Annotated in this window: 15 protein-coding genes; 12 read left to right on the top strand and 3 right to left on the bottom strand. The window is 60.6% G+C overall.

The window, feature by feature from the left end; genetic code table 11:
- The first annotated feature begins 169 nt into the window (after positions 1-169).
- The 7 genes from MOK15_RS16560 to MOK15_RS16530 all read left to right on the top strand — a co-directional run bounded on the left by MOK15_RS16560 (position 170) and on the right by MOK15_RS16530 (position 11264).
- On the top strand, positions 170-1717 hold the full coding sequence (locus tag MOK15_RS16560) for a Na+/H+ antiporter (protein ID WP_242933762.1): 1548 nt from the start codon (positions 170-172) through the stop codon (positions 1715-1717).
- A 201-nt stretch (positions 1718-1918) separates the two neighbouring features.
- Complete coding sequence (locus MOK15_RS16555) at positions 1919-3223, top strand: cation:proton antiporter (RefSeq protein ID WP_242932829.1); 1305 nt, start codon at positions 1919-1921, stop codon at positions 3221-3223.
- A gap of 78 nt (positions 3224-3301) precedes the next feature.
- Entirely contained in the window at positions 3302-4801 is a 1500-nt protein-coding gene (locus MOK15_RS16550) for a tryptophan halogenase family protein (protein WP_242932828.1), read from the top strand.
- Positions 4802-5132: 331 nt separating this feature from the next.
- Positions 5133-8183, top strand: a complete 3051-nt coding sequence (locus MOK15_RS16545) for a TonB-dependent receptor (protein WP_242932827.1) — start codon at positions 5133-5135, stop codon at positions 8181-8183.
- A 124-nt stretch (positions 8184-8307) separates the two neighbouring features.
- Positions 8308-9018, top strand: a complete 711-nt coding sequence (locus tag MOK15_RS16540) for a SapC family protein (RefSeq protein ID WP_242932826.1) — start codon at positions 8308-8310, stop codon at positions 9016-9018.
- On the top strand, positions 9018-10028 hold the full coding sequence (locus MOK15_RS16535) for a cupin-like domain-containing protein (protein ID WP_242932825.1): 1011 nt from the start codon (positions 9018-9020) through the stop codon (positions 10026-10028). Before MOK15_RS16540 ends, MOK15_RS16535 begins: the two co-directional genes overlap by 1 nt.
- A 186-nt stretch (positions 10029-10214) precedes the next feature.
- On the top strand, positions 10215-11264 hold the full coding sequence (locus MOK15_RS16530) for an aldo/keto reductase (protein WP_242932824.1): 1050 nt from the start codon (positions 10215-10217) through the stop codon (positions 11262-11264).
- A 69-nt stretch (positions 11265-11333) separates the two neighbouring features.
- On the opposite strand, the gene MOK15_RS16525 is transcribed toward MOK15_RS16530, so the two are convergent.
- Entirely contained in the window at positions 11334-12548 is a 1215-nt protein-coding gene (locus tag MOK15_RS16525; protein WP_242932823.1) for a serine hydrolase, read from the bottom strand.
- Positions 12549-12624: 76 nt separating this feature from the next.
- On the bottom strand, positions 12625-15183 hold the full coding sequence (locus tag MOK15_RS16520) for a TonB-dependent receptor (RefSeq protein ID WP_242932822.1): 2559 nt from the start codon (positions 15181-15183) through the stop codon (positions 12625-12627).
- A gap of 526 nt (positions 15184-15709) precedes the next feature.
- On the opposite strand from MOK15_RS16520, the gene MOK15_RS16515 reads away from it, so the two are divergent.
- Positions 15710-17872 carry a S9 family peptidase gene (locus MOK15_RS16515; RefSeq protein WP_242932821.1) on the top strand — a complete coding sequence of 721 codons (2163 nt, stop codon included), beginning with the start codon at positions 15710-15712 and terminating at the stop codon, positions 17870-17872.
- Positions 17873-18126: 254 nt separating this feature from the next.
- Here MOK15_RS16515 and MOK15_RS16510 read toward each other — a convergent pair whose 3' ends face one another.
- A complete protein-coding gene (locus tag MOK15_RS16510) occupies positions 18127-19293 on the bottom strand; it encodes a Gfo/Idh/MocA family oxidoreductase (RefSeq protein WP_242932820.1) in 1167 nt (388 codons plus the stop codon).
- A gap of 107 nt (positions 19294-19400) precedes the next feature.
- Between MOK15_RS16510 and MOK15_RS16505 the strand changes: the two genes are divergently transcribed.
- From MOK15_RS16505 to MOK15_RS16490, 4 genes are all read left to right on the top strand, one after another.
- Positions 19401-19781, top strand: a complete 381-nt coding sequence (locus MOK15_RS16505; RefSeq protein ID WP_242932819.1) for a c-type cytochrome — start codon at positions 19401-19403, stop codon at positions 19779-19781.
- A complete protein-coding gene (locus tag MOK15_RS16500) occupies positions 19781-20842 on the top strand; it encodes a sugar phosphate isomerase/epimerase (protein WP_242932818.1) in 1062 nt (353 codons plus the stop codon). Before MOK15_RS16505 ends, MOK15_RS16500 begins: the two co-directional genes overlap by 1 nt.
- Positions 20843-20936: 94 nt before the next feature.
- On the top strand, positions 20937-22208 hold the full coding sequence (locus MOK15_RS16495) for an MFS transporter (RefSeq protein WP_242932817.1): 1272 nt from the start codon (positions 20937-20939) through the stop codon (positions 22206-22208).
- The gene (locus MOK15_RS16490; RefSeq protein WP_242932816.1) at positions 22205-23119 is read left to right on the top strand and encodes a TIM barrel protein; all 915 of its coding nucleotides are present in this window, start codon (positions 22205-22207) and stop codon (positions 23117-23119) included. The genes MOK15_RS16495 and MOK15_RS16490 overlap by 4 nt, the downstream gene beginning before the upstream one ends.

Here is a 23119-nt window from a genome sequence, read left to right as displayed (position 1 = left end):
CCGATGGGTCGGCACACGCCATTCTCTGGCTCATCTTGCTCTCCGTGTCGATACGCCTCCCCCCTTTATCGCGCTGGACAGGCGAATGCCCGGCGCTAGACTTCGTTGCACAGGCGTTATCCAGAGCGGTCCAATGCATCCAGCGCAATATTTCGAACTTCTCGTGGCGATGCTGCTGGCCATCATCGCGCTCCATTATGCCGCAGACCGGCTGCGGCTACCGCCCGCGGTCGCGCTGTTGGCCGGCGGCGCATTGCTCGCCTTCCTGCCTGGCCTGCCGGTCATTTCGCTGGACCCGGAACTGGTGCTGGTCATCTTCCTGCCACCGCTGCTGATGGACGGCGCATGGTTCATCGCACTCGGCCATCTGAAGCGGCATCTGCTCGGCATCCTGTCGCTCGCGGTGGGCGCGGTGCTGTTCACCACCCTGGTCGTGGCGGTCGTCGTGCATATGTTGATGCCCTCGCTCCCCTGGGCGGCCTGCGCTGCGCTAGGCGCCATCGTCTCGCCGCCCGACGCCATATCGGCGCGGGCCGTATTACAACGGGTGAAATTGCCACGCCGTCTGTCGATTCTGCTGGAGGGCGAAAGCCTGCTCAACGACGCGGCCGGCCTTGTGCTGTTCCGCTTCGCCATAGCGGCCGGACTGACCGGCACGTTCAGCGCGGTCGACGCCCTGGGCAGCTTCCTCGGCCTTCTGATCGGCGGACTGCTGGTCGGCACAGCCATCGGCGCGGCCTGGGTGCTGCTCGTCCGCCACCTCGGCGACAAATATCTGATGATCACTTCGTCGATACTCGTACCCTGGTCAGCCTATCTGCTCGGCGAAACCATACATGTCTCCGGCGTGATCGCCACCGTCACCGCCGGCCTCATTTCCGGCTGGTATCAGCATGTCGTCTTTTCCGCCGCCGTGCGGATGCGCGGCACCTCTTTCTGGGCAGTGATGATCTTCCTGATGGAGGCGACCGTCTTCATGTTGATCGGATCATCCCTGCGTGGCGTGGTGGAGCGTGTCGGCGGCTTCGGCGTGGTGCTGGACGATATGGCCGTGCCGGTGCTGTTGATCCTGTTGACGCTGACACTCGCGCGCTTCGCCTGGGTGTTCGGATCGGACGCCCTTCTCCGCCTGCTCCGCGCCATCGGCCTGCCCCATCGCGCTCCGCTGGGCGCGGCCCGCGCCACGGTCCTGAGCTGGGCGGGAATGCGCGGCGTGGTGACGCTGGCGGTGGCGCTCAGCGTGCCGGAGGATTTTCCAGGCCGCGATTTCATGCTGGTGGCCGCTTTCGGCGTCATATTGGGCACGGTCCTGATCCAGGGCACCACGCTGAACCTGCTCATTCGCTGGGCCGATCCCAGCGAGGCCGAACATGAGCGCCCGCGCCTCAGCATGAGTGAGGCGGAAGCCGCTATGGCGCAGGCGCAGGCCAAGCGGGTCGAAACCCTTGCCTATGATGCGGACGGCGCGCTGATCCACCCGCAATTGCTGACCCGTTATCAGCGCCGGGCCGAACTCACGATCGATTATGCGGGTCGTGAAGTCCATTATGCCGATCGACTTCACGCCCATTTCGATGTGGTGCTGGAAGCCATTGCAGCCGGTCGCGCGGAACTGCTCCGTCTCCACCGGGCGGGGGATATCGATGAGCATGTGCTACAGGAACTGGAACGCGACCTGGACCTGGAGGAGCTTAGCGCCCTCTCCGCAAAAGCGTAGAAATGTTGGCCTGCGGGAAATGAGGCCCCGCTTATAGAGGATTTTGGTAGTATCTTGTTGCTTTTCCGGCTGCTGCATAGTGTCCGACTACGAAAAGCACTTGCCCATATACGCCAACCTGCCATTCTTGGGATAGGGATCGCCGCAACCACCAAGATCAACAATTCTGGGTACGCGGGGACATAAAAGCGGGAGGGGGGCATGGATTTCGGCCATTTGAGCGCGGCGTTTTTTCTCCAGATATGCGTGATACTTGGAGCGTGCCGCCTTACCGGCTGGCTGATCAAACGCCTCTTTGACCAGCCCCAGGTGATCGGTGACATGATTGCCGGCATAGTGTTGGGACCATCGCTTTTCGGCCTCTTCAGTCCCGACATTCAACGTGCCATCTTTCCAGCGGATACAAAGCCCATCCTGTACGCCGGGGCGCAACTTGGCATCGGCCTCTATATGTTTCTGGTCGGGTTAGGCTTTCGCGCGGATCATTTTCGGCTCAATGCACGAAGCGCCGTTGCCGTCTCCCTTTCCGGCATCATTGCGCCTTTCCTCGTGGCGATCGCGCTCACGCCATGGCTGCTCCACCTCGGCCTTTTTGGAAAAGAGGTTCGAGATTATCAGGCAACCCTGTTTATGGGGGTCGCAATCTCAATCACCGCCTTCCCTGTGCTCGCCCGCATCATCCAGGAACGAGGCCTTGCGGAGACCCCTCTTGCCTCGCTCGCGCTTTCAGCGGGTGCGATGGACGACGCCATAGCATGGTCGATACTGGCGATCCTGCTCGCCAGCCTCGGCGCCGGACCGACGGTCGCAGCCAACGCGATCATTGGCGGTGGGCTGTTTGCAGTCTTCATGCTCTGCCTGGGGCCCAGGCTGTTCGCACCCATCGCGCGATGGGCGAAGCGCGAAGGGCGGATCACGCCACCCCTGCTCGCGACGGTTCTCATGCTGTTTGCGTTGAGTGCATGGGCGATGGATGTGGCCGGGCTTCATTCGGTCTTCGGTGGCTTCCTGCTGGGCGTCGCCATGCCGCGCGATATCGTTTCGCGTGAGGTCAAAAAGCAGCTCGAACCGATGACTACCGCCCTTCTGGTGCCGTTATTCTTCGCATTTTCAGGCCTCAACACACGCTTGGCAATGGTGGACAGCCTGGCTCTGCTTCTTGTTGCAACCGTGATCCTGTTGGGATCGATCCTGGCCAAGGGCGGAGCCTGCTGGGCCGCCGCGCGGCTGACGGGACAGGATAATCCCACGGCGATGGCAGTGGGCGCCCTGATGAACACGCGCGGCCTGATGGAGTTACTTGTCATCAACATTGGCCTGCAAAGGGGGATTATCGGGCCGACCCTGTTTTCCATCCTGGTTCTGATGACTATAGTAACCACGCTAATGACATCTCCTCTGGTCGATATCGTCTACAGGAAGAAGATCGGATCTGGCGGAGAGAGCGGCGATACACGCAGCGACGATTCCAGGAATAATAATATCCAGAGCACCAGCATCGTCTGATTTCCTTGAGCGATCAAATGTTGCCGAAATCCAACGTCCCTCCGTTTATCTGGAAAGATTGATATGGATCGTAAGAATATGCCGTCTTCGGAGCGGGTGGTGAAGCGCGTGGTCGTTGCGGGAGGCGGAACCGCAGGCTGGGTGACTGCGACCGCGCTGGTGCGCCACCTGGGGCCTCTCATCGACATCACGCTTGTCGAGTCCGACGCCATCGGCACCATCGGCGTCGGCGAGTCGACCGTGCCGACCTTTCGCGGTTTTCATCAACTGATGAAAATCAAGGAAGACCGGTTCATGGCCGAAGCGCAGGCAACGATAAAGCTGGGCATCGAGTTCAAGAACTGGGGGCGGATCGGCGATCGCTATATCCACCCCTTTGGTGCAGTTGGCCTTCGCTGGAGCTGGATGGCGGATTTTCATCATTTCTGGCTCCATGCCCGCGCCCAGGGGTTCGGCGGCGACATTGGAGAATATTGCCTGGAATGGGTCGCGGGCGAAGCAAACCGCATGTCGCTAGGCTCCTCAGTCGTACCCAGCTATGCCTATCATATCGATGCGGCCCGCTATGCGCGCTTTCTCCAAGAGCTGGCCGAACCCGCGGGGGTCAAGCGTGTGGAGGGCAAGATCCGCAATGTCGAACTAGAGCCGGAAAGCGGTTTCATCAAGGCATTGGTGCTGGAATCAGACGTTCGGATCGAGGCGGACCTGTTCATCGATTGCACCGGTTTTCGCTCTCTGCTGCTTGGCCAAACATTGGGTGTGGAATTTGAGGATTGGGGCCATTGGATCCGCACCAACAGCGCGGTTGCCGTGCAATCCTCTTCCGATGGCCCGAGCCAGCCTTATACGTCGGCAATCGCCCATGAGGCCGGCTGGCGTTGGCGCATTCCGTTGCAGCATCGGGAAGGGAACGGCTTTGTCTTTTGCAGTGATTTCATGTCGGATGATGAGGCGCACGCCCGGTTGCTGGCTGAGATCGAGGGCGAGCCGACCGTCGAGCCATGGCTGCTGCGTTTCAAGACTGGGACGAGAGCCAAGGCTTGGCATAAAAACTGCGTTGCCCTGGGCCTGGCGGGAGGCTTCATCGAACCGCTGGAATCCACCAGCATTCACCTGATGATGGCTGCCGTCACACGATTGATCGAGGACTTCCCCTTCCATGGCTTCGATGATGCGCTGATCCGCAATTTCAATCACAAATCCCGGCAGGAATTCGAGAATATCCGCGACTTCATCATCCTGCACTATCATGTGACCGAGCGCGACGATTCCCCCTTCTGGCGGCACTGCCGGACGATGGACATTCCAGACAGCCTGAAGGAGAGGCTGGCGCTATGGCAGGAAAATGGGCGCGCTCATCAGCTTCCCCATGAACTGTTTCGGATCGATAGCTGGGCAACGGTTCTGCTGGGCCAGCGGGTGCATCCGCAGGGTTATCATCATGTAGCGGAACTCATGCCCGAGCAAAAGCTGCGCGATGAGCTGGCCAGGATGCGTACTGAGGTCGCGCAGATCGCTGCAGAGATGCCCACCCATCGCGAATTCCTGAAATCCTATTGTCCGGCAAGTCCAGTATAGGAGAGATGTTGCCAGCATATTGCGGAAAGGATGGCGGCATCATTTGTATGCTAAGAAGACATTTTGAATATTCGCCTCATTCAATTGCCCGGAAGTGATTTTTCAATAGAAATCCATTTTAAATCAGAATGATGCATGTCCCTCCCAATCTCTTATGGAGGGAGCCATCCTACGACTTCAACATAATTGACAACGTTGACTTTATGAGTAGCATAACAAAACAATAACGTTCGCAAACCGAACGAGCGGTTTTAACAGGGAGGATGTTGAAATGGGCTTACCATATTCAGGATTGATGCGTCGCGCGTCACTGATAGCGTTAACATACAGCATGATGCCAGGGATTGCGCAGGCGCAGGACAATGCGGTGCAAAATGCCGAAGCCGACATCGTCGTTACCGGTGTGCGCGCCAGCCTTGATCGTGCGATCGACATCAAGCGTAATTCCAACGGCGTTGTCGATGCGATTTCCGCAGAAGATATCGGCAAATTCCCCGACACCAACCTGGCCGAGTCCCTTCAGCGCATCACCGGCGTGTCCATCGACCGCGTGAACGGCGAAGGGTCGCAGGTGACGGTGCGCGGCTTTGGCGGCGGCTTCAACATGGTGACACTGAACGGGCGCGTCCTGCCTTCGGCCAATGTCACCACCGTGGGCGGCGACTCAAACGCGGACACGTCGACCGGCACTAGCCGTTCGTTCGACTTCGGCAACCTGGCATCCGAAGGCGTGAGCACGCTCGAAGTCTACAAGACGGGTCGCGCAGCCGTGCCATCGGGCGGCATCGGCGCGGCGATCAACGTGGTGACGCGCAAGCCCCTGGATGCACGGGACGCTGGATTCAGCGGCACGATCGGTGTCAAGGCGCTCTATGACACCAGCGTGGAAAAGCGTCTGGATGACCCGGCGAAGATCACGCCGGAAGCATCCGGCCTGCTGAGCTGGCGCGACGAGAATGAGGTGTTCGGCGTCTCCATTTTCGGCAGCTACCAGAAGCGCAATTTTTCGACCCGTGGCGCAACCGTTAATGGCTGGAACATCCGCCGCTACAGCCAGTTCGCGGATCCGGCGAACGGCTTCGTCAATGCGGCGACGGAAATCCGCAACGCGCCGAGCGACCCCAATACGCTCGTCTCCGTTCCGAACGACAGCAGCTATTTTTATTCGCAAGGGTCGCGTGAACGGATCAACGGATCGGCTAGCGTACAGTTCCGTCCGATCGAGACATTGACCTTCACCGCCGATGCCCTGTTTGCGCAGAACAAGCAGAGCGAACAGCGCGCGAGCCAAGGCAACTGGTTCAATCGTCCCTTCGCGCAAGTGGAGTTCGACGACAATCCGGTCATTGCGACCACCACGTTCCTGCAGGAAAATATAGCGGGCGTTAAGGACGCCGCGTTCGAACAGGCCTATCGCGGGGTGCGCAACCGGCTCCAGGATTATGGCCTGAACGCGAAATGGGAAATCAACGATCGCTTCACCCTGTCGATCGATGGCCACACCGGCCTTGCCCAAAGTTCGCCCAACAACCCCGCTGGCGTCAGTTCAACGCTGGTTGGCCTGGGTGCGCCCGTCGTTGCATCGCAGTCGGCGGATTTCAGCGGCGTCATCCCCGTCCAGACGATTGTCATCAATGACGCGGTGCCGGGCCGTGGTCCCAATGGTAACGGCCAACTCGACCTTGGCGACATCGGCTCACAGATGGGCCGCACGGTGTCTTCTTCGCAACGCCAGCGGATCAACGAAATCCGAGCCGATCTCGGCTGGGAACTGGATGATCTGGGTAGCCGGCTCGATGTCGGCGGCAATTATCGCACGTCCAAGATGCGACAGACCCGCACCCAGACTCAGCAGACTCTGGGCGACTGGGGCATCGGCAATGTCGGCGACATTGAAAGCCAGGCGCCCGGCGTTCTCCAAACCTATTGCCTCGTCTGTAAATTCGACAATTTCGATGCCAAGGGGCAGGGGCCGACGCTGGTCGCGTTCCAGGGCAATGCCGTCGATCTCTATAATGCGCTGTCGCCCTATTACACAGCGCGCGGGAACGCGGTGGGCATCACCAATCGGGAAGACAATCGCGTCAACGAAAACATCTGGTCCGCTTATGGCCAGTTGACCTGGAAGGGCGAATTGGCCGGCCGTCGCGCCACCCTGGTCGTCGGCGCGCGCTATGAACGCACGAAGGTCAAGTCGACGTCTCTGATCGCCATACCCAACGGCATCACCTGGACGGCGGACAATGACTTCGTCGTGTCCGTCTCCGACCAGATCGAACCTATCTCCGACAGCGGCAGTTACAATAATTTCCTGCCGGCAATGGATTTCCAGATTGAGATCGCCAAGAATTTCATCGGGCGCTTCTCCTTCAGCAAGACCATTGCCCGCCCCGATTATAGCAATCTGTTCGTTGCCACTTCGGTTGGCACGCCGCCGCGTCCGATCGCGCTGGGCGGTTTTGCCAGCGGGTCGACCGGCAATGCCCGCCTGGCACCACTGATTTCCGACAATCTCGACCTGTCGTTCGAATGGTATTACAAACCGTCCAGCTATATTTCGGCGGGCGTGTTCGAAAAGCGGGTGCAGAATTTCGTTGGCACCGGTCAGACGACCCGTAACCTGTTCGGCCTCCGCGACGCCAGTTCGGGTGCGCCGGGATCGCGTTCCGGCACAGCCTTGGCGGAGTTGCAGCGGCTCCGCTACGATCCGACCGACGTCAATCTGTTCACCATGACTGCATTGTTGCAAGAGGCAGGCGGCGATATCCAGGCGGCGTCGCAACAGTACCAGGCGAATGTCATCAATGGCGCGCTGGATCAGGATTTTGCAGATCAGGTTCTACGCCGGGTAGACTTGGTCGCCGATGCCAACGATCCCTTATATAATTTCGAAGTGACCCAGCCGATCAACAATCGGCAGGGCAAGATCTGGGGCTTTGAACTCGCCGCGCAGCATTTCTTCGGCAATACCGGCTTCGGTGTGTCGGCCGCCTATACGCTCGTCCGCGGCGATGTCGGCATCGATGTCGGCGCTGATCCGAGCGAAGATCAGTTTGCGCTGGTCGGTCTGTCCGACACCGCCAACGCTACGCTGATCTATGACAAGAACGGCATTTCCGCTCGCCTCGCATACAATTGGCGCGACAAGTTCCTCCAGTCCGCAAACCGGGGTGGTGGCGATCGCAACCCGGTGTTCGTGCGCCCCTTCGGCCAACTTGACCTCAACATAAGCTGGGATGTTTCGGAACAGTTCGCCGTGTCGTTCGAAGCCCTCAACCTGACCGAGAGCGACATCCGGACCTATGGTCGTGACAAGAGCAACCTCTGGTACGCGCAGGAACTGGACCGTCGCTTCCTGCTGGGGGGACGTTTCCGCTTCTAAGGGGGGCAGGCCGGGATCGCCATGCATGGCGATCCCGGCCTGGAACATTTGGCGAAAACGGTTTCTTCTTCTTCCGCACGATGTTTTAATGCCCACGCTGATGGTGCGGCTCGCCGGATGATTCATGACCAAGACCATGTTACTCGACAATATCGCTCATGCCGACCTTCGGATCGCGCAGCGCACCGGCGCGGCCTTTGGCGACGCGGTTAATCAAACGCTGATCTTTCCTACGGAGGTTGAGGCCGTACAACGGGAATTCCCCATCCTGATTCAAAAGGATGCGGAAAGCGCATGGCAACTCACCGCTCTTCTAGGTCTGGATCGAGACGAGAATCTGTTCCTGGGCGCGGATGGCTGGACATCCCGCTATGTTCCAGCCGTCCACCGGCGCGGCCCCTTTCTGATTGGCATACAGTCGCGCGACGGCATGGATCACCCGGTGGTCCACATCGATCTGGACGATCCGCGCGTGGGTGACGAAGGGGAACCGCTATTTCTTCCTCATGGCGGCAACGGCCCTCATCTTGATCGCGTGGCGGATACGCTGCGCACGATCCATGAAGGCCATATGATGATGCAGCCGATGTTCGCCGCCTTTGAGATGACCGGTTTGCTCGCGCCGGTCGCGTTAGACATCGAGTTGGACGATGCGCAGCGCTATGCCATCCATAATCGCTTCACGATCGATGCCGACAGGCTCGCCCAACTCAGCGGTGACGATCTGCTCGCGCTCAACCAGACGGGATTTCTCGGCCTTGCCTTCGCTATCCGGTCTTCGCTCGCCAATGTCGAATATCTGATCCTGCGCAAGCGGGCGAGGATGATGGGGTAATGCCGCGCCAAACACGCCGGATCGCCGCAACCCAATTGGCGGACGGATGGCTGGCCGACCTTCTGGCGGATCAGCGGCCGGCCATCATTACCGGCTTTGTCGAAAATTGGCCCCTGGTCCTTGCGGGTCGTCAATCCGCACAGGCGGCAATGGAACAACTCCTGTCCCATTATGGCGGCGCGCCCGTGACCGGATATGTCGGCGCTCAGGAAGCGGGCGGACGTTTTTTCTACGACGACGCGCTGACCGGCTTCAACTTCGAACGGAGCCGTGCGCCCCTGCCCCATTATCTCGACATGATCCGGGCCGACAGGACGGGCACGGGGCCGGCGGTGTATGTCGGCTCGACCGATGTCGATCAATATTTCCCCGGTCTGCGCGCGCATAACGATCTGCCGTCCCTTTTTGGAGATGCTGTTCCCACGATCAGCCTGTGGATCGGCAACCGGACCGTCGCAGCGACCCATTATGACAGTTCGCGCAACCTGGCATGTTGTCTGGTAGGGCGTCGGCGTTTCACGCTTTTCCCGCCCGATCAGGTCGGCAATCTCTATCCCGGCCCGCTCGACCCTACGCCCGGCGGGCAAGTGGTGAGCATGGTGAACCCGGCCGCCCCCGATCTTGACCGCTATCCCCGCTTCGCCACCGCAATGGAAGCATGTGAGGTGGCCGATCTGGAGCCGGGCGATATTCTCTTCTACCCTGCCCTGTGGTGGCATCAGGTCGAAGCATTGGACGGCTTCAACATCATGATGAACTATTGGTGGGACAGCGTGCCCGACTTCGTAGACACGCCGATGGCGACGCTGTTCCACGGCCTGCTCAGCCTGCGCAGCCGACCCAAAGCGGAACGGGCGGCATGGCGCGCGCTTTTCGATCATTATCTGTTCGGCCCGCCGGAACAGGCCCGCGATCATCTGCCCGAACATGCGCAAGGCCCGCTCGCGCCCCTGGATCCGGCCGGCGCACGCCGCCTGCGCGCCATAGTGATGCAGAGGCTGAATCGCTGACGATCGGGAAGGCATATCGTCCTCCCCGTGCGGACAAGGACCGGCAAAAGCCCATCGCTCGCCAGACACTTCGATCAGCGCGGCTTATCGATCCATGAATAATGTTCAAGGCTGCCTTCGCCCCTTCCCTTCCCCGTCCCGGCAGCTAGAGCCCTCTCAACACACATCCATCTGGGAAAGAGGCGCATGAAATATCGCACGCTGGGCCGCACGGACATCAACGTCAGCCTGATCTGTCTCGGCACCATGACCTGGGGCTCGCAGAACAGCGAGGCGGAGGCGCATGAACAACTTGACTATGCGTTCGCACAGGGCGTGACTTTCATCGACACGGCCGAAGGCTATCCCGTCACACCGGTCAGCGCCGACACGCAATTCCTCACCGAAACCTACATTGGAAACTGGATCGGCAAGCGTGGCCGGCGCGACGACATCATCCTCGCCACCAAGGTCGCCGGCCCCTCGCGCGATCCGATCCGCAAGTTCCGCGGCGGGAACAACCGGTTGGACCGGCGCAATATCGAGCTGGCGGTCGAGGACAGCCTGCGCCGGCTCCAGACCGATTATATCGATCTTTACCAGGTCCATTGGCCGGATCGTACCGTTCCGTCGTTCGGGCGGCGCGGGCTGAGGACGATTGAGGATGATCCGGACACGGTGCCGATCGAAGAAACGCTGAACGCCCTTGTCGACCTGGTGCAAGCGGGCAAGATCCGTCAGTTCGGCCTGTCCAATGAAACCCCCTGGGGCGTGTCCGAATATCTGCGCCTGTCGCGGGAAAGAGGCTGGCCGCGCGTCGCATCGATCCAGAACGCCTATAATCTCCTCAATCGCACATTCGAACAGGGGCTATCCGAGTTCGCGCTGCGCGAGCAGGTCGGCCTGCTGGCCTATTCGCCGCTTGCCGGCGGCAACCTGACGGGCAAATATTTGGGCGGCGTCATTCCGGCCGGGTCACGACGCGATGTCGCGCGACAGTTCGTCCGCTATGACCTGCCCAACCAACCGCTGGCCAGCGCACGCTATGTCGCAATCGCGCAGGCCTTCGGACTCGATGCTGCGCAATTGGCGCTGGCCTTCGTCAACAGCCGGTCGTTCGTGACCTCCAACATTATCGGCGCCACAAGCCTGGCACAGTTGAAGACCGACATCGCCAGCGTCGACATCATCCTCCCTGACGAAGCGATCGCCGCGATCGAAAGCGTTCATCGCGACATTCCCGATCCCTGTCCATGAGGTGGAATGGGGGAAAGCCGGAACCGGCATCCTCTTCAACAGGCTGCGGATTGCACTCCATATTCCCCCTTAGGGAGCGGTTAGCTGGTGGAAATAGGCCAGCGTCTCGGCCATGACATGCGACGGTTCGGGAAGGGGGTAATGGCTGAGCTTCACGATGACCGTGCGGCTTTTCGGGTGGACATAAATGAACTGCCCGGCAAGGCCTAGCGCCGTATAGGCGCCGGGTTGGTCATCCAGTTGCCAGAACTGAAAGCCATAGCCCAGGCCTCCTCCAGGCGTTGGCTGATCGAAGCGGATCATGCTGGTCGCCTGCTTGATCCAGCCGCGCGGTAGGACAGGCTTACTCTCGCGCATACCATCGTCCAGCATCAACTGTCCTAATCGGGCATAGTCCCGCAAAGTAGCGTTGAAACCCATACCGGACAATTCGCGGCCCACCCCCTCCGGCCCATCGGCGATCCAGAATGCATCTGTTTCCATGCCGGCCGGTTGCCATAGATTGGCGGCGGTAAACGCTGCGAGCGACTGGCCCGTCGCCCGTTCCAATATCCAGCCAAGCACCGCGGTGTCGAGCGTCGCATAGTTGAACCGGCTGCCCGGCCTGGCCGCGCGCGTAATGCCCACGGCGCGATCGGCGAAACGTTCCTGGTTGAGCACAATGGCATGCCGATGAATGAGCGCGGCGACGCTCGGCTTCTCGCCGAAATCATAACGCTCCTCATAGTCGACTCCGGACCGCATCTGGAGCAATTGCCGGATCGTCACATCGCCATACGCCCCCTTGCGTAGTTCGGGGACATATTTGCCTGCGGGGTCGTCCAGCGAGGCGATCAAGCCCCTATCAAGCGCGATCCCGATCAGCAGCGACGTGATCGACTTCGCCATGGAGAAGGAAATGAACCGATCGGACGGTTGGGACCGGTTGCGATAATCCTCGAAAATGACCTTGCCGTCCCGCAGGACGATGAGCGCGTTGGTATAAGTCCGGCGCGCCCAATCGTCATAGCTGCGGGTGACGCCGCCTTGCCGATAGGCGGGAGGGAGTAGTCCAACGCCTTCGGGCAGAGCCCGTACCGCATCGCCATGCGGCACGGATCGGGTTTCGAACATGTCCGCAGAGTGGCGGAAATTGAAGGCGCTGATATCCGCGTCCAGCCAATGCTCCCGCATCTGGACGACCGGATCGGGCGGAATGTCGGCCCGGTCAGCGGTGGGGCCGGATGCGGCGGTCGTGGTGAGGAAGAGCGCGGCAAGAAAGCGCACGGGATAGCCTCTGGTCATGGGAACCTCCTTCAGGAGAATGGCATAAGGGAGGAAGAAGGGGCGGCACGGTAAGTCGCACCGCCCGATCAATTGGTCAGAATTGCTTCTTGACCGTCACCGCCCAGGTGCGCGGCAAGCCCGGCGCGCCCGACAAAACGCCCACCGAACTGAAATTGGTGTTCATCGATGTAAAATAATATTTGTCGGTCAAGTTTCGCACCTCAAGCGATGCGCTCCAACCGTCTGCGTCACTGCGCCAGGTCACACGGGCATTGGCCAGGAAATAGCCATCGATCCGGCTGGTCGCGACCAGGGTGGGCAAGGCACCGCCGCCCGCACCGGCATCGGTTGTGGAAACAATCGCCGCGTCGGTATTGATCGCATCCACATAGATGTGAGACTGGTAACTGCCGTCGAGGCGGAAGCTAAGCCCGCCGCCCAGAACATCGGGAATGTCATATTGCGCGCCGACATTCCATTTCCACTTGGGCGTGTAGGGCGGCACCATGTCCAGCGTGACGCCGGTATTGGCGGAGCCGAGCGAAGTATATTTGAAGTCGAGATAGCTGAGCGACCCGTCGAAGCTGAGATTTCGCATTGGCCGCAACGTGGTCTCGATCTCGAAGCCCTTGACATCCGCCGACCCGACATTGGTTGGCTGAAGACAGGGCGTCCCCTCTGCCCCCGCATCGGTCGGGCAGTTGAATACGGTCAGGATGATATTCTTGTAATCGTTGAAGAAAGCAGAGACGTTGAGGCGCAACAGGCGATTGAACAGGTCGGACTTGAAGCCTGCTTCATAGGCGGTGATCGTTTCCGGTGAGAAGGGGCGCACCTGGCTGGGATAGAAAGGCCGGGGATTGACGCCGCCAGCCCGATAGCCAGTCGATACCTGCGCATAGACCATGAATTCGGGCGAGAAGCGATAATCGGCCGCAACGCGCCAGTCAGTCCGCTGCGATTTGAAATGCGCTTCCAAACCATTGAGACCGAAGAGCAGGCAGTTGGGCGAGTTGCCCACGCCGGTCGGTCCCGCAGTCGGCGCTCCCAGGAAAAACTGGCATGGACCCTGGATTTCCGTGCCATCCGGATTATGCCGAACATAGCGATAATCCTTCGTATCCCAGGAGGAACGGATACCTCCCGTCAGCGTGAGCGCATCGACCGGCTTGAAGCTGACATTGGCGAACAACGCCTTGTTGGTCGCGGGCGTGGGGTCGGGGCCGTGGAGGAAATCGATGCCGGCATAGTTGAGGTCGATGCGACCGGTGAACTTGCCCTTGGTATCAAAATAGAAGCCACCCACCGTATAGTCGAGCCGTCGATCGAGCGCGTTGCCGCTTAGGCGCAGTTCCTGGCTCCACTGCGTATTGGTCTGCTGCTGTTCGAACATCGACGACTGGACCGGGGCGCCTTCGGCAAAGGACCAGTCGGCTTCATAGTGACGATAGGCAGTGACGGACTTGAGCGCGAGACCATCGCTGATCGTCCAGTCGATCGTGCCGGCGAAGCCATAATTGTCGAGATCCGAATGCGGGTCGAGCGACAGCGGCTTATAGGCCATTTGACCATCCTTCGTCGCGTTGTCGACGAACGTTCCATAATTGATGAAACGCCGATTATAGCCGCCCGGAGGTGTGTCGCAGCTATTCACGCCAAAGGCGACAAAGGCACAATTGAGCGGCACCGGATTGCCATTGACGCCCGCCAGCCAGGGACGGGGACCGCCGGTGGCATTGGGTCCGGGAAACACACCCGCCTTGTTCGCGAAGAGCAATACGCTTGCCCCCGCTTCGTCCCGCTGCCGTGTATAGTCGGCGGACACATTGACCTCGATATCCTCACTGGGCAGCCACCGCAGCGCCGCTTTCGTCGCGACAAAGCTCTGCCCCCCCAAGGTGCCGAGCACCGGGTCGGCATCGGTGGCCTGGGTGGGCACGTTCGACCCAGGATGCGTCTGCGCATAATCGAGACGTTTCACATAGCCGTCACGATTCTTGGTCGCGCCCGACACGCGCAGGAACAGCGTATCGGCTAGCTTCAGGTCGATATAGCCGCGCATGTCGATACGGTTATAGCTGCCATAGGTGGCTTCCAACATACCGCTGCCATCGCCTTGAGGCTTGACGGAATAAAGCTTGATCGAGCCGCCCAGCGAATTGCGCCCTGCCAGCGTCCCCTGCGGGCCGCGCAGGATTTCGACCCGGTCCAGGTCCATGAGGTCCAGCAGCGAGCCGGTCAGTGTTGGCAGATAGACATCGTCGATATACATGCCCACGCCCGGTTCCAGCGCAAAGTTCGGGTCGGACTGGCCCACGCCACGAATGAAGGCGATGATGCCGGGGCCTAGATAGCCGTTCTGCGGCGCCAGCGTGACGTTAGGCGTCTGCGCCGCAACTTCGGAAATGTTGGTCTGTCCCCTGGCTTCGAGCGCCTCGCCATTGAGCGCGGTGATAGAAAGCGGCGTATCCTGAAGCTTCTGTGAGCGGAATTGCGCCGTCACAATGATCTCGGGCACGGCGTCGGACGCGCTAATGCGCTTCTGGTCCGGCGGTGGCGTTGTTGATGTTTCCTGCGCCAAAGCTGCCGGCGCAGCAGCAAGATATGCCAGCACGAGTAGGCTGGAGCCAAGAATATTCTGCTTGAACGTCATGTTGTACACCCTCCCCATTTGTATGCTTATGATACAATATAGTTAAAATTCTGCCTTTCCCATTTTCGACAGACAAAATTATTCAGAAGAGCAGGCCAGATGCCGCTATAAATTTCGGATTATTAAAACAATATAGCTGGTACTCAGCGCGATGCAGACGCACGCTGGACGTTACTTGGCGATATGCCCTTAAATTATATGTGTGAACGCCTACAACCACTGTTGTAACCACCCTCTCCCCATATCAGGCAGCGGTTCTTTCGAATCAGGCGCGCCACCCTGCAAGCCAGCGCATCCCGAACATTGGGCTCGTGGACTCGATGACATTCATTCATATATACGATTAATTCTAGAATATGAACTAATATTTATGTGACCCCTCCCCTTCCGACAAGTCTTTGAAAAATAACTCATCCCGAAAAGTGAAGTGCATGAACCTCATCGTCATGCTTGCAGCGGCAGGGTATCGTTGTGAGAGAAGGAATGAATTGGCAGATATGTCTGCCTGGGAATCGAAACGGGGTCGATGATGAGAATGATAGCGCGCTTCCTGCTTTCTGCGGCGATGGTTGGGGGATTTTGCGGTACGCCCGCTATTGCCCAACCCAAACAGGTTCTGACGCATGAAACGCTGTGGATGATGAAGCGTGTTGGCGCGCCGCTGATCAGTCCCGATGGCAAATGGGTCGTCTATTCGTTGAACGAGCCATCCTATGAGAAAGACGCTGCGGTCAGCGATCTGTGGATCGTACCGGCTGATGGATCAACCGCGCCACGCCGCCTGACCGCGACCAAAGCGGCCGAAAGCGATCCGGCCTGGGCGCCCGACAGCCGCCGGCTTGCCTTCTCGACCAAACGCGAGGGGGATGAGGTCGCGCAAATCTATGTCCTCGACCTTGCGGGCGGCGACGCCAGGCGTGTCACCGATGTGCCGACAGGCGCCGCCAATCCGCAATGGCGGCCGGACGGACAGGCGATTCTGTTCGAAAGCCAGGTTTATCCGGGTGCGTTGGACGCCGCCGCCAACAAGAAGGCGGTGGACGAGCGCAAGGGGCGCAAGTTCAACATGCGCGTCTACGAGCATTTTCCGATCCGCTATTGGAACGACTGGATCGACGACCGACGCCCCAGCTTGTGGGTTCAGCCACTCACCGATGGCGCGGTGGCGCGCGACATTCTCTCGCCCACGAAACTGGCGCAGACCGACGGGTTCGGTGGCAATGCTCAGGGCGACGGCGGTACGACCCTTGCCCCCGCCTGGAGTCCCGATGGCAAGGAAATCGTCTTCATCGCCACCACGGAACGCTGGAATGCGGCCCATGCGCGGGTCAATTCCGGACTATATCATATGCCTACCGGCGGCGGCGAGCCAGCCCTCCTCACTCCTGCGGCTGGTGAATATGACGACCCGACATTCACACCCGACGGCGAGAACCTGATCTTCAAGTTCAATGCTCAGGGCGAGGAAGTTTACGATCTGGCGCGCCTGCATCGCGTCGCCTGGCCTGCGGGCGGCCCCGCAACGCCGCTGACGGGCAAATTCGACCGCGAGGTGGACGGCTTTGCCGTGACCCCCGACAGTCGCACCCTCTATCTGACCGTGCCAGATGCAGGCATGGAAAATCTCTATCGACTATCGGCCGCAGGCGGCGAACCCGAATTGGTCATCGCGCCCAAGACCGGCGGCTATACCGCGATCACCATCCCGTCCAAGGCCAAGTCCGCCACCTTGATCGCCAGCTACGGCAGCGCGGTGAACCCGGCGGAGATTGTCCGGATCAATCCCGGCGCCAGGCAGCACACCAACCTCACCAACGTCAACACGGCCCTGGCAGCGACGATCGACTGGACAAGTCCCCAGCATTTCTGGTTCACCACCAGCAAGGGCCGCCGCATCCACAATATGATCGTGACGCCGCCTGCCTTCGATCCCGCGAAGAAATATCCGCTGATGGTGCTGATGCACGGCGGGCCGGCATCCTCCAACACCGACCAGATCGGCCTGCGATGGAATTATCACCTGCTCGCCAGCGCGGGTTATGTGGTGCTGATGACCGACTATATGGGGTCGACCGGCTATGGCGAGGCCTTCTCCCGCGCGATCAAGCTTGATCCGTTGCGCGGCCCTGCCGAAGAGATCAACCAGGCTGTTGACGAGGCGGGCAAGCGCTACGGCTTTATCGACATTGGCAATGCCTGCGCCGGCGGCGCGAGCTATGGCGGTCATCTTGCCAACTGGATGGAAGCAACCACGACCCGCTACAAATGCATCGTCAGCCATGCGGGCGAAGTCGACTTGCTGACCCAATGGGGCACCAGCGACTTCAATTATGGCCGCGAGATTGCGAGCGGCGGTCCTCCCTGGGGTGACAGCAAGGTGTGGCGCGACCAGAGTCCGATCACCTATGCCAAGGACTGGAAGACGCCAATGCTGCTGACGGCGGGCGAGCGCGATTTCCGCGTACCGATGTCCAACACACTGGAAACCTGGTCTACGTTGCAGCGGATGCAGGTGCCCAGCCGGTTGCTGATCTTCCCCGATGCCTGGCACTGGATCACCAAGCCGGAGGACAGCCGCCAATTCTATCGGGAAGTGCAGGGCTGGCTGGCCCATTATCTCAAGGACGCTCCGGCTGTGAAGGGCGGCCCGCTCAATGCACCGGATGCTGCAAAGAGTGGACGCGAATAATTATCGACTTGAGTAACGAGCCGGCGGAATAGGTTATTCTGTCGGCTCGGATCTAACCGCAATGAAGCACGCAGCCGAGCGCTTGGGGCTGGACATGTTCGTCCGCACCTGACCGACGGACAGGATGAAGAAACCGTGCAGCGTTTCATCACCCAACCCATATTGTGGCGCTCGATCAAATCTCTGGTGGGGACAGCAAAGCCATCCCCACCGGTTTGCATTTTATGAAAGGGAAGCCTAGCTCCCTACGTCGTTCAATCCACCAGTAGCTGGGACCATTTATTATCGCTTCCCGCGTTTGAGATGACGGTTTCGACGAAGGCCATGTTTCTTACTCCCTCCTCTATGGAAGGGAACCAATCGGCGCTTCCCGGCGCCGAAGCCCCCGTCGCCGCGCTGTCCCGCAATCGCGATGCGAAAGCCCGGTACAAATTGGCAAACGCCTCGATATAACCTTCAGGATGGCCGGCGGGAGTACGCATTCGTACGGCCACCGTGTCTGCAAGGCCCGGGCCGCCCGCGCGGACTATCTCAGCGGGGCGATCCAACCAGCGCAGCGTCAATGTGTTCGGTTCCATTTGCGCCCATTCCAGCCCGCCATGCTCGCCATGCACGCGCAGCTTCAGCCCGTTCTCGTCGCCCGCAGCCACCTGCGACGCTCTCAAAACGCCGCGCGCGCCGCCGCCAAAGCGCAGAAGTACGCTGACGTCATCGTCCAGTCGCCGCCCTTCGACATGGGTCGTAAGGTCCGCGCATAAATGATCCACCCGCAATCCCGACACATGTTCCGCAAGCTGGAAGGCATGCGTGCCGATGTCACCCAGGCAGCCACCCAGCCCGGCGCGCGCGGGATCGGTGCGCCATTCGGCCTGCTTGTTCCCGTCGCGGTCGATCGCCCGGCTAAGCCAGCCCTGGGAATATTCCACCTGGACAAGGCGGATAGCGCCCAGGTCGCCACGAGCCACTCTGGCGCGGGCTTCTTCCACCAAGGGATAACCACTATAGGTGAAGGCAAGCCCATAATGACGGCCTGTGCCGCGCACGGCTGCGGCGATGGCACGCCCTTCCGCAAGGTTGAGCGCCATCGGCTTCTCGCAGAAGACGTGGAACCCAGCTTCCAGCGCGGCGATCGACATGGGCGTGTGGAGATGATTCGGCGTGACGATAGTCACTGCATCGATGCGTTCTTCCGGAGGAAGCGCATTCTCACCCGCCAGCATGGCATCAAATGATGCATAGGTCCGGGCAGCATCAACCCCCAGGCCCTCGCCCGACCGGCGATTGCGCTCAGAATCACTGCTGAATGCGCCTGCCACCAACCGCCATTCGCCGTCCAGCGCGGCCGCAGCGCGATGAATGGCGCCAATGAAAGCCCCCTCTCCGCCGCCCGCCATGCCCAAACGCAGCACCCTTCTTCCCATCTCTCCTCCATTCGCCGTCAATCGACACAATGTTGATTCTTGTTCTTGATCTGACACAGTTTACCGGTAAATGATAGGCAACGATACATAACGACGGAGAGTCGAGGGTGACAAGGGTAGCGGGCTTCGGCCTGATGGCGGCTGCGCTGAGCGCGACCGTAATTGTTTCCAATATGGCCAGTGCCCAGACGGCGCCTTCGCCGCCTCCGGCCTTTGCCGCGTGCCGCGCATGTCATAACGTGCAGAAAGACGGCAAGAGCGGGATTGGTCCAAATCTCAATGGCGTTGCCAGCCGTCCGGCCGCATCGCTTCCCGGTTTCAATTATTCCGCCGCGCTCAAGGCGTCGAAGCTGAAATGGGACGATCAGACGCTGGACGCCTATCTGGCCGCACCCACGAAGAAGGTGCCGGGAACCCGTATGCCGATCGCGACGCCCGATCCCGCCAAGCGGGCCGCCATCATCACCTTTCTCAAGGGCCTGAAATAATGGCGACCCGCTCGGTAATGCGGGGTCCGGCTGTTTTCCTGGCGCAGTTCATGGGTGACGCCGCGCCGTTCGACACGCTGGACAATGCCGCCCGCTGGATGGCGCAGGCCGGTTATAAAGGCATACAGGTGCCCAGCAACGATCCGCGTTGCATGGACCTTGCGCTGGCGGCGGAGAGCCAGGATTATTGCGACGAGCTGACAGGCCGCTGTCGCGAGGCGGGCGTGGAGATTACGGAACTTTCGACTCATCTCCAGGGACAGCTCGTCGCGGTCCACCCAGCCTATGATCCAGCATTCGACGCTTTCGCCCCGCCCGCCCTGCGCGGCAAGCCAGCCGAGCGGCAGGCATGGGCCGTCGATCAATTGAAGCTGGCGGCGAAGGCGAGCCGTCGACTGGGCCTTGCCGCTCATGCGACCTTCTCCGGCGCGCTGGCATGGCCGTTCATCTATCCCTGGCCACAGCGCCCCGCCGGCCTTGTCGATGAGGCATTCGCGGAACTGGGTCGGCGATGGAAACCGATCCTGGATGCGTTCGATGAAGAGGGGGTTGATGTCTGCTTCGAACTCCACCCTGGCGAAGACCTGCACGACGGCCTGACTTTCGAGCGGTTCCTGGATGTCGTGGGCGGCCATCCGCGCGCCAACATCCTATACGATCCCAGCCATTTCGTGTTGCAGGCGATGGATTATCTCCAGTTCATCGACATCTATCACGACCGCATCAAAATGTTCCATGTCAAGGATGCGGAATTCAACCCGACTGGCCGGGCTGGCGTCTATGGGGGCTATGCCGACTGGGTCGATCGGCCCGGCCGGTTCCGGTCGCTGGGCGACGGACAGGTCGATTTCACCGGCATATTCTCGCGCCTCACCCAATATGGTTATAGCGGGTGGGCCGTGCTGGAATGGGAATGCTGCCTGAAACATCCCGAGGACGGTGCGCGGGAGGGTGCGCCCTTCATCGCGGCGCACATGATCCGCCAGCCCGAACGCGCCTTCGACGATTTCGCAGGTGGCGGCGACGCCGGCAACAACCGGAAATGGCTGGGGCTGAGCTGATAAAGAAATATCGAGTCCGATCCTGAAAAAGACGGGACGGAACAAAGCGACAGGAGCGGGTATGGTGGGCGTAAACCGGCACAGGCTATTTTGGTTGAGCGTTCTTGCGCTCTTCACCGCATCGACCAGCGCGTCGTTGCGCGCGGCGATCGCAAGCAGCCTTAAGGTGCAATGGATCGATCCGGTCGCACCCATTGCGGCGGGGGAGCTTATCGGCTCGGCACTCGGTTCGGCCTTCCTGGGCTTCGCCATCACCCTCTTCATCGGGAGCGCGCTGCTTGACCGGATCGGTATGCGGCGAATGCTCATAGGATGCGGCGTCGCTTTCCTTGTCGGCACCACCTTGATAATTGGCGCAGGCGGGTTGGCCAGCGGCATGGGCATCTACCATCTCGTATGGCTGGGGATGCTGCTGAGCGGTATCGGCTGGGGCCTTGCCGAAGCGTCGATCAATCCCCTGACCGCCAGACTCTATCCTGAAGACACGACCCATCGGCTGAATGTGCTGCACGCCTGGTTTCCGGGCGGACTGATCGTCGGTGGCCTTGCCGGCGTCTTCCTCGCCCCGCTGCTCCCCTGGCAGGCGATCATGGCGCTCGTCTTCCTTCCAGCCATCGGCGTCATCGTCATTGCCGCGACGACCAGCTTCCCCGAGCCGCCGAAAACCGTCAGCAGTGCCAACACGAAGGACATGATGCTGGAAGTATTCCGCCGCCCCAGCTTCTTCGTCTGGTTCGGCGCGATGTTCCTGACGGCCTCGTCCGAACTGGCGCCCGGCCAGTGGATCGATGTCGCGCTCAGCAACCGGGTCGGTATGCGCGGCATCCTGCTGCTCGTGTATGTGAGCGCTTTGATGTTCGTCTTCCGCCATTTCGCCGGACGCATCGCCGGTCGGCTTTCCAATCCGGGACTGCTCTGGATTTCCAGCCTGTTGGCCGCGATCGGCCTGTTCCTTCTGTCGCAGGCGCAATCGCCCGCCACCGCCATCCTGGCGTCGACCATCTGGGGCCTGGGCGTCTGCGCGATGTGGCCGACAATGCTGGCATCGGTAGCAGAGCGCTATCCGCGCGGCGACGCCTGGGCACTCGGCCTGGTCGGATCGGCGGGTGCGCTCGCCAGCTTCTTCGTCCTGCCACGACTGGGGGAGATGTTCGATCAAGCGAAGGTGGAAATTGCCGGCGGGCCTGAGGCGTTTACGCGGCTGACTGGCGCGGCCCTGCGTCAGGTAGAGGATGCGGCAGCGTCCCAGTCCTTCGCGCGGCTGACGCTGGTGCCGATCATATTGCTGGCGGTCTTCGGCCTGATCTGGGTGACGGAGCGCCGCGCCAGTCGACGCGCCGCCCGGGTTGCAGAGGGCGTAGCATGAGCGTGTCGCGGAGAGCGATGATCGCCACCAGCCTTGCCGCAGCCGCTACACCGGCCATGTCGGCCCTTGCCGGAAAGGGCGGATCGAACGCCGCGCATTTCTCCCTCGGCTACGCCCCGCATGAAGGCAGCTTCGCCAGCCGGGGCGGCTTACTGGAGCAGATCGCCTTCGCTGCCGATCAGGGCTTTCGCGCCTGGGAGGATAATGAAGCGCGCCAACGCCCGGTCGAGCAGCAGGAGGCGATGGCACGCGCATTCGCCCAACGGAACATGTCCATGGGTGTGTTCGTCGCGAGTATGCCGAAATGGGCGGATTTTCGTCCCGTTCTGGGCGCGAACGACGACGCGGACAGGGAAGCCTTCCTGGCGGACATCCGCACGTCGATCGATGTCGCCAAGCGTCTGAACGCCAAGCACATGACTGTCGTCACCGGCTTCATGGACCGCCGGGTGCCGCAGGACATCCAGACGGGGCGTATCATCGACCTCATGCGACGCGCCGGTGACATCGTCGCGCCGCATGGATTGGTGCTGGTGATGGAACCGCTCAACACCCGCACCAACCATCCCGGCGTGTTCATGCAGTCGATCGCGCAAGGCTATGCGGTTGCGCGCGGCGTAAACAGCCCCGGCGTCAAGATATTGGCGGACCTTTATCATGAACAGATTCAGTCGGGGAACCTGATCCCGACGCTCGACGCCTGCTGGGCAGAGGTCGGCTATATCCAGTTCGGCGACAATCCCGGCCGTAAGGAGCCGGGAACGGGCGAAATCAATTTTGGCAACATCGTCCGCTGGCTGCGCGAACACCACTATGCCGGCGTGATCGGCATGGAACATGGCAATTCGCTGGACGGGCGCGAAGGCGAAGAACGCCTGATCGCCGCATATCGCGCGATCGACAAGACTTGA

Origin of the sequence: Sphingobium sp. BYY-5 (assembly GCF_022758885.1) — a bacterium.
Taxonomy (GTDB): Bacteria; Pseudomonadota; Alphaproteobacteria; order Sphingomonadales; family Sphingomonadaceae; genus Sphingobium.
This window is presented reverse-complemented; position numbering and strand designations above follow the sequence as displayed.